Below are 7,537 nucleotides of genomic sequence, written 5' to 3' on the forward strand. Positions count from 1 at the left end.
TGTGGCTATGCAATAAAATCAAGGTAGGATTTAAGGAAATGAATAAAATCAGTCGTGCCACAAAAGGCGATACTTTCTTCATCATAGTAATGGAAATCCTCTTCTAAGATTTCATCGGATTCCATCATTAGGTTATTGGCACGTACCATCACTTCATCAGCATTTAAAAAGAGCGTATATTCGGCACCAATCAAGCGGCTTTCTTGATTCTCAGTTAGTTGCTGGGCGGTAGAAAGTGCGGTCAAAATCGCTTGTGGATTTGACCGCACTTCCGTATTGAACCAATTGGCAAGGGCAATGTGTTCCATTGAACATTTAGCCGTAATATTGCCCAAGTGAGAAGTAAATTGAAAATCCATATTAAATACTGAAAGAGGATCCGCAACCACAAGTACTGGAGGCATTTGGGTTATTGACGATAAAGCGGGAACCTTCTAAGCCTTCCGTATAATCGACGGTACCTCCGATCAAATATTGCAAACTCATTGGGTCAATCACAAGCTGTACACCGGATTTTTCGATAGTTAAGTCACCTTCATTTACTTTTTCATCAAAGGTAAAACCATATTGGAAACCGCTGCAACCCCCACCGGTGATATAAACACGGAGTTTAAGATTGTTATTTTCTTCTTCGCTAATTAAACTTTTTACTTTATTGGCAGCCGCATCGGTAAATATAAGCGGGACGGCAAGATTATCTGTCATATTATTTTCCACTTTCCTAAATTTGAATTGGGGCTATTATCCAATAACCGACTAAGGCATTCAAGATTTTTCACGGAAATCGTGCTACAATTCGCAACATTGTTATGTTCAAATAGCGAGGAATAAAATGGCAATTCCATTAAGAACTGAAGAAGAAATTGTAAAATTACGTGAAGCGTGTAAATTGGCTTCAGATGTATTGGTCATGATTGAACCTTATGTTAAAGCAGGTGTTACAACGGGGGAATTGGACCGTATTTGCCACGAGTATATGGTCAATGAACAAAAAGTGATTCCGGCTTGCCTAAATTATCATGGTTTTCCTAAGGCAACTTGTATTTCTATTAACGAGGTGGTTTGTCATGGTATTCCAAGTTCGGACAAAGTGCTGAAAAATGGTGATATTGTCAATATTGACGTGACGGTGATAAAGGATGGCTATTTTGGCGATAACTCAAAAATGTATGTTGTGGGAGAAACCAATATTCGTAGCCAAAAATTAGTGGACGCGGCACAAGAGGCGCTCTATGTTGGTTTACGTACGGTAAAACCGGGTATTCGCTTAAATGAAATCGGCAAAGCGGTGCAAAAATATACGGAAAGCCAAGGTTTTAGCGTGGTACGGGAATATTGTGGACATGGTATTGGTACAGAATTCCATTGTGATCCGCAAGTGTTACATTATTATGCCGATGATGGTGGGGTGATTTTAAAACCGGGTATGGTATTTACCATTGAACCGATGATTAACGCCGGTAAGAAAGAAGTGCGTGTAATGGGGGACGGTTGGACAGTGAAAACCAAAGATCGTAGCCATTCTGCACAATATGAGCATCAAATTGTGGTGACAGAAACCGGCTGTGAAGTGATGACGATTCGTGATGAAGAAATTCAAGAAGGTCGGATTCAACGTCTTATGGTGAATATTTAAATTAATTATGAAAGCCCACTTTGGTGGGCTTTCCTTTTATAATGTATATCAAATAAATTTAATTGAGATCGTTATGCTTTTCCCTTTTGATATTCATTCTCCCCTCACCCCAAGTGCGGTGAAAATTCAGCGTGAAAATCTTAAACAATTTGAGCTGAATAATTTTTCACAATATTCTGTTTTCGAATTGATCGAAAATCGCACGGATTTTTATGATGCTTTATTGCAACGGCTATGGACTCAAATTGGGTTGGATAAACAACCTCAACTTTCTCTCATTGCCGTTGGTGGCTATGGGCGGCGGGAAATGTTTCCACTGTCAGATTTAGATTTCTTAATTCTCACTGCACAAATTATGTCTGTCGAAATAGAAGAAAAGGTCGTGCAATTTGTTCAGTTTTTATGGGATTGTGGTTTTGAAGTCGGACATTCAGTACGTACGCTGGCACAATGTGAGAGTGAAGGGCGGGAAGACATTACGATTGCCACTAATTTGTTTGAAGCCAGATTTCTCGCGGGAAACCGACCGCACTTTGAATCGCTTTGTGAACGGGTGAAAGCCGATAATTTTTGGTCAAAAGAAGCCTTTTTTAATGCGAAAGTGCAAGAACAAACCGAACGTTATCAGCGTTATCACAACACGAGTTACAATCTTGAACCGGATATTAAATACAGCCCCGGTGGTTTGCGGGATTTGCATTTGTTGTATTGGGTGGCATTGCGTCATACAGGGGCTCAGACCTTGGAGACAATTTTAAAAAGCGGTTTTATTTATCCGCAAGAATATCAACAGTTACAAGAAAGTCGGGCATTTCTGTTTAAAATACGGTTCGCTTTGCATCTTATTTTGAAACGCTATGACAATCGCTTATTATTTGATCGCCAAATCAAAGTGAGTGAATTACTGGGTTTCAAAGGAGAAGGAAATCAAGGCGTAGAAAAAATGATGAAGCAGTTTTTTCAGTCGCTACAGCGTATTTCCCTTATCAGCAATCTTCTGATTCAGCATTACCGAGAGCATTTTTTATCACCACATTATGATATTTTTATTCATCAATTAGATGATGATTTTGAGCTGATAAATAAACGTTTATGCTTACGTAAGCCGAATTTATTTTTTGAACAACCTGAACGTATTCTTGATTTATTCTTTTATTTAACCCGGTTTGAACAAGCAACGGTTCATTCCGAAACCTTACGTAGGCTGCGCCTTGCACTAGAACAATTACCACAAAAATTGTGTGAAATTCCCGCCGCACGTGAAAAATTTTTACGTTTATTTAATCAGAAAAATGCCATTTCTCGAGCTTTTGTTCCTATGCATCAATATGGTGTCCTGACGGCTTATCTTCCCCAATGGCAGGCAATTGAAGGATTAATGCAATTTGATCTGTTTCATATTTATACAGTAGATGAGCATTCCTTACGGGTCATGTTAAAACTGGAAAGTTTTTTATTTGAAGAAAATGCCGCTGAGCACCCTATTTGTCATCGTTTATTTAGCCAATTTTCTGACCGCACTTTGTTGTATATTGCCGCATTATTTCACGATATTGCGAAAGGGCGAGGAGGCGATCATGCAGAACTTGGTGCGGTAGATGTGATGGAGTTTGCCCAATTACATGGTTTTGATCGACGTGAAACGGATACCTTGAGTTGGTTGGTGAAGGCACATTTGCTTATGTCCGTTACCGCACAACGGCGTGATATTTATGATCCGGAAGTGGTGATGAAGTTTGCGGAAGAGGTACAGAATCAAGTTCGACTAGATTATTTAACCTGCCTCACAGTTGCAGATATTTGTGCCACTAACAGCACCCTTTGGAATAGTTGGAAGCGATCGCTTTTTTCTTCTTTGTATCATTTTACTCAACAGCAATTCAGTCAGGGTATGGTGGAATTATTGGATTACTCAGAAAAATCAGAAGAAAATCGCCGCTTGGCATGGCAAATCTTGCACTCATCTTTTCCTTCTGTTTCTGAAGAAGCCGTTCGGCAGTTATGGGGGCGTTGCCCTGAGGAGTATTTTCTACGTAATACGCCTAAACAAATTGCGGGACATACGGCATTGTTGGTGGATTTTTCCGGTGAATTACTGGTGAAAGTGACAAATCGTTTTTCTCTTGGCGGAACAGAAGTTTTTATTTATTGCCAGGATCAGCCACACTTATTTAATAAAGTGGTGACGACCATCGGGGCGAAAAAATTCAGTATCCATGATGCGCAAATTATCACGGCACAAGATGGCTACGTATTCGACAGTTTTATCATTACAGAGCTTAACGGCAATTTAGTCAAATTTGATCGTCGCCGTGAATTAGAAGGGGCGCTGACAAAAGTATTACAAAGTGAAAAACCGTTGTTATCCTCAATGGTTTCCAATCGCCAATTACAGCATTTCAGTGTGAAAACAGATGTTCGTTTTTTACATGAAAATAAAACGGAGCATACGGAAATGGAATTGATTGCATTGGATAAACCGGGCTTATTGGCAGAGGTGAGTCAAATCTTCAATGATCTTCAGCTAAATTTGCTGAATGCTAAAATTACAACGGTAGGTGAAAAAGCGGAAGATTTTTTCATCTTAAAAAATAAAGACAATAAAGCCTTAACATTGGAAGAAAGAGAAACACTGCGTCAGGTTATTGAGCAAAAGATTAAATAGGACGGTATTATGTAGCAAATGTACAAAAGTAGAAATTTCAATGATATGTAGAGACACACTGCGTGTGTCCGCTTATAACATATTGAAATACGGACACACTCAGTACGTCCCTACCCTAAAAACAGATTTGCGCAACTGCGACATAATACCGAAATAAGAAAAAAGTGCGGTGAAATTTGACCGCACTTTTGAGGATTAGCGAAGGGAAGCAAAAGCAATATCGGCCGCTTCCAGTGTTTTGGCAATGTCTTTATCGGTATGAGCAAGAGACATAAAGCCGGCTTCAAATGCTGATGGGGCAAGATAGACACCCAAATCAAGCATCTTATGGAAGAAAATTTTGAATTTTTCCGTATCACATTTCATGACTTCGGCATAAGAGGTTACTTCTTTTTGATCGGTAAAGAAAATACCGAACATTCCACCTACATAATTGACGACAAATGGAACCTTGTGTTTTTCTGCCAACATTTTTAAACCTAAACAAAGTTTTTCGGTTTTTTCAGCGAGCTTTTGTTCGTTCCCCGCCATTTTTAATTCATTTAAACAAGCTAAACCGGCTGCCATGGCGATAGGGTTACCGGATAAGGTCCCCGCTTGGTAAACCGGGCCTGTTGGCGCAAGATATTCCATGACAGCTTTTTTCCCGCCTACAGCTCCCACAGGCATTCCCCCGCCAATAACCTTCCCAAGCGTGGTGAGATCAGGTGTAACACCATAATAAGCTTGCGCTCCTGCAAGTGCCACACGGAACCCCGTCATCACTTCATCAATGATGAAAAGTGCGCCATATTTGTCACAAAGTTCACGCAAGCCTTGCAAGAAACCGGCTTTAGGTGGAATGCAATTCATATTACCCGCAACAGGCTCAATAATCACACAGGCGATACTATCGGGGAATTGTTCAAATAATTGTTTAACCGACTCTAAATTGTTGTATTCGGCAGTAAGGGTATGTTTGGCAAAATCTTCAGGAACGCCCGGAGAACTTGGTTGACCGAGTGTGAGGGCTCCGGAACCTGCTTTGACTAAAAGTGAGTCGGAATGGCCGTGGTAACAACCTTCAAATTTTAAAATTTTATCCCGACCGGTATAACCACGGGCAAGGCGAATAGCCGTCATCGTTGCTTCTGTGCCGGAACTCACCATTCTCACCATTTCAATAGAAGGCATCAGTTCGCAAACCAATTCAGCAAGATCAATTTCTGAAGGTGTAGGTGCACCGAAACTTAACCCATTTTCTGCCGCTTTCAATACGGCATTTAAAATAGTGGGGTGGTTATGTCCTAAAACCATTGGCCCCCAAGAACCCACATAATCAATATATGGTTTGCTATCCGTGTCGTAAATATAAGCACCTTGTGCTTTTTGAATAAATACCGGTGTTCCTCCTACACCTTTAAACGCCCGAACGGGGGAATTGACACCACCGGGAATAATTTGTTGTGCACGAGAAAAAAGTGCGGTTGAATTTGTCATTGTTTTTCCTTGAATATAAAAAAGTGACGCTATTGTACTTAAAAATACTGGCTTTGTTAAAAATATCTTTCTTGCTAAATTTTCCTTATGTTATCCTTTACAAAAAATGATGAAGGTCAATCTATGTTAAGTCTTATTGTTACTTTTCTTGGTGCATTTCTGACCTTAATGGTTATGCGCCCTATTGCGAATAAAATCGGTTTGGTGGATAAACCCAATTATCGTAAGCGTCACCAAGGCGCAATTCCCTTAATTGGCGGCGTATCCCTTTTTATGGGAAATCTCTGTTATTACTTAATGGAGTGGGATCAACTTCGTCTCCCTTATTTATATCTATTTAGTATTTTCGTGTTGCTTGCCATTGGAATCTTAGATGATCGCTTTGATATTAGCCCTTTTTTACGGGCTGGAATTCAAGCTGTGCTGGCTATTTTGATGATCGATCTCGGCAATGTTTATCTTGATCATTTTGGACAAATTTTAGGACCTTTCCAATTAACCCTTGGTTCTATTGGGCTAGTGATTACAGTGTTTGCCACCATTGCGATTATTAATGCTTTTAATATGATTGACGGTATTGATGGGTTGCTTGGTGGATTATCTTGTGTCTCCTTTGCAGCGATTGGGCTCTTAATGTTTCGTGACGGGCAAATGGATATGGCACATTGGAGCTTTGCCTTGATTGCTGCAATACTACCTTATTTAATGTTAAATCTCGGCATTCCGTTTGGTCCAAAATACAAAGTCTTCATGGGGGATGCAGGAAGTACGTTGGTGGGTTTTACGATCATTTGGATTTTATTGTTAAGTACCCAAGGTAAAGGGCATCCAATGAATCCTGTCACGGCACTTTGGGTGATTGCAATACCGCTGATTGATATGGTGGCGATTATTTACCGTCGTTTGAGAAAAGGGAAAAGCCCGTTTCGACCGGATCGTTTGCATGTACATCATTTAATGGTGCGAGCCGGTTTGACATCACGCCAAGCTTTTCTTTTAATTACTTTAATGTCCGCTATTTGCGCAACAATTGGTATTCTAGGTGAAATTTACTATATTAATGAATGGGTGATGTTTATTGGATTCTTTGTCTTATTCTTTCTTTATGTTTATTCCATTACAAGAGCATGGCGAATTACTCGTTTTGTACGAAGAATGAAACGTAGAGCAAGAAAGGCGAAAATATAGTAGGGATAGTAGTATATAAATAATAGTAGAACGTTTTTAAAGTGAGCGGAATATTTACAAAATCTATACAAATTGAATAAAAAACTATCTTTCAAGAAAAAAATTAAAAAAAAGTGCTAGACAAGGAATATTGAAATCATTAATATACGCCCCGCAACGACGCAGTACGCGTTCGTAGCTCAGTTGGATAGAGCGTTGGCCTCCGGAGCCAAAGGTCGCAAGTTCGAATCTTGTCGAGCGCGCCAGAGTCAATGCAATGAAAACGAAGTTTATGGTGGCTATAGCTCAGTTGGTAGAGCCCCGGATTGTGATTCCGGTTGTCGTGGGTTCAAGTCCCATTAGCCACCCCATCAAATGTCGGCGAGTAGCGCAGCTTGGTAGCGCAACTGGTTTGGGACCAGTGGGTCGTAGGTTCAAATCCTATCTCGCCGACCACTTTTGCTCTTTAACAACGAATCAGACAATCTGTGTGGGCACTTGTTGATTGACTTATTAAAATATTTTAATTTTGAAGTCTTAATAGGTGCTGAAACTAGAAATTCATATTACTTTAAGTGATGTATTATTAT

General features: G+C 40.0%; 6 protein-coding genes and 3 tRNA genes. 6 read left to right on the forward strand and 3 right to left on the reverse strand.

Annotation, left to right across the window (positions count from 1 at the left end; translation table 11 throughout):
• Window positions 1-5: 5 nt before the first annotated feature.
• Both E4T92_RS06165 and erpA read right to left on the reverse strand, forming a co-directional pair.
• Window positions 6-359 carry a YacL family protein gene (locus tag E4T92_RS06165; protein ID WP_135093856.1) on the reverse strand — a complete coding sequence of 118 codons (354 nt, stop codon included), beginning with the start codon at window positions 357-359 and terminating at the stop codon, window positions 6-8.
• 1 nt (window position 360) lies between these two features.
• Complete coding sequence (gene erpA, locus E4T92_RS06170) at window positions 361-705, reverse strand: iron-sulfur cluster insertion protein ErpA (RefSeq protein ID WP_077550965.1); 345 nt, start codon at window positions 703-705, stop codon at window positions 361-363.
• A gap of 127 nt (window positions 706-832) precedes the next feature.
• Here erpA and map point away from each other — a divergent pair, with 127 nt between their 5' ends.
• On the forward strand, window positions 833-1,636 hold the full coding sequence (map, locus tag E4T92_RS06175; protein ID WP_135093857.1) for a type I methionyl aminopeptidase: 804 nt from the start codon (window positions 833-835) through the stop codon (window positions 1,634-1,636).
• Between the two features lie 73 nt (window positions 1,637-1,709).
• Entirely contained in the window at window positions 1,710-4,301 is a 2,592-nt protein-coding gene (gene glnD / locus E4T92_RS06180) for a bifunctional uridylyltransferase/uridylyl-removing protein GlnD (protein ID WP_135093858.1), read from the forward strand.
• A 195-nt stretch (window positions 4,302-4,496) separates the two neighbouring features.
• Here the strand turns inward: glnD and hemL are convergent, their stop codons facing one another.
• Complete coding sequence (gene hemL / locus E4T92_RS06185; RefSeq protein ID WP_135093859.1) at window positions 4,497-5,780, reverse strand: glutamate-1-semialdehyde 2,1-aminomutase; 1,284 nt, start codon at window positions 5,778-5,780, stop codon at window positions 4,497-4,499.
• Window positions 5,781-5,903: 123 nt separating this feature from the next.
• Between hemL and wecA the strand changes: the two genes are divergently transcribed.
• The 4 genes from wecA (at window position 5,904) to E4T92_RS06205 (ending at window position 7,403) form a co-directional block, all read left to right on the forward strand.
• Window positions 5,904-6,968, forward strand: a complete 1,065-nt coding sequence (gene wecA, locus E4T92_RS06190) for a UDP-N-acetylglucosamine--undecaprenyl-phosphate N-acetylglucosaminephosphotransferase (protein WP_135093860.1) — start codon at window positions 5,904-5,906, stop codon at window positions 6,966-6,968.
• A gap of 168 nt (window positions 6,969-7,136) precedes the next feature.
• Window positions 7,137-7,213, forward strand: a tRNA-Arg gene (locus E4T92_RS06195).
• Between the two features lie 29 nt (window positions 7,214-7,242).
• Window positions 7,243-7,318, forward strand: a tRNA-His gene (locus E4T92_RS06200).
• An 8-nt stretch (window positions 7,319-7,326) separates the two neighbouring features.
• Window positions 7,327-7,403, forward strand: a tRNA-Pro gene (locus E4T92_RS06205).
• The last annotated feature ends 134 nt before the right edge of the window (window positions 7,404-7,537 follow it).

Source organism: Pasteurella sp. WM03, assembly GCF_004570945.1.
Lineage (GTDB): Bacteria > Pseudomonadota > Gammaproteobacteria > Enterobacterales > Pasteurellaceae > Rodentibacter.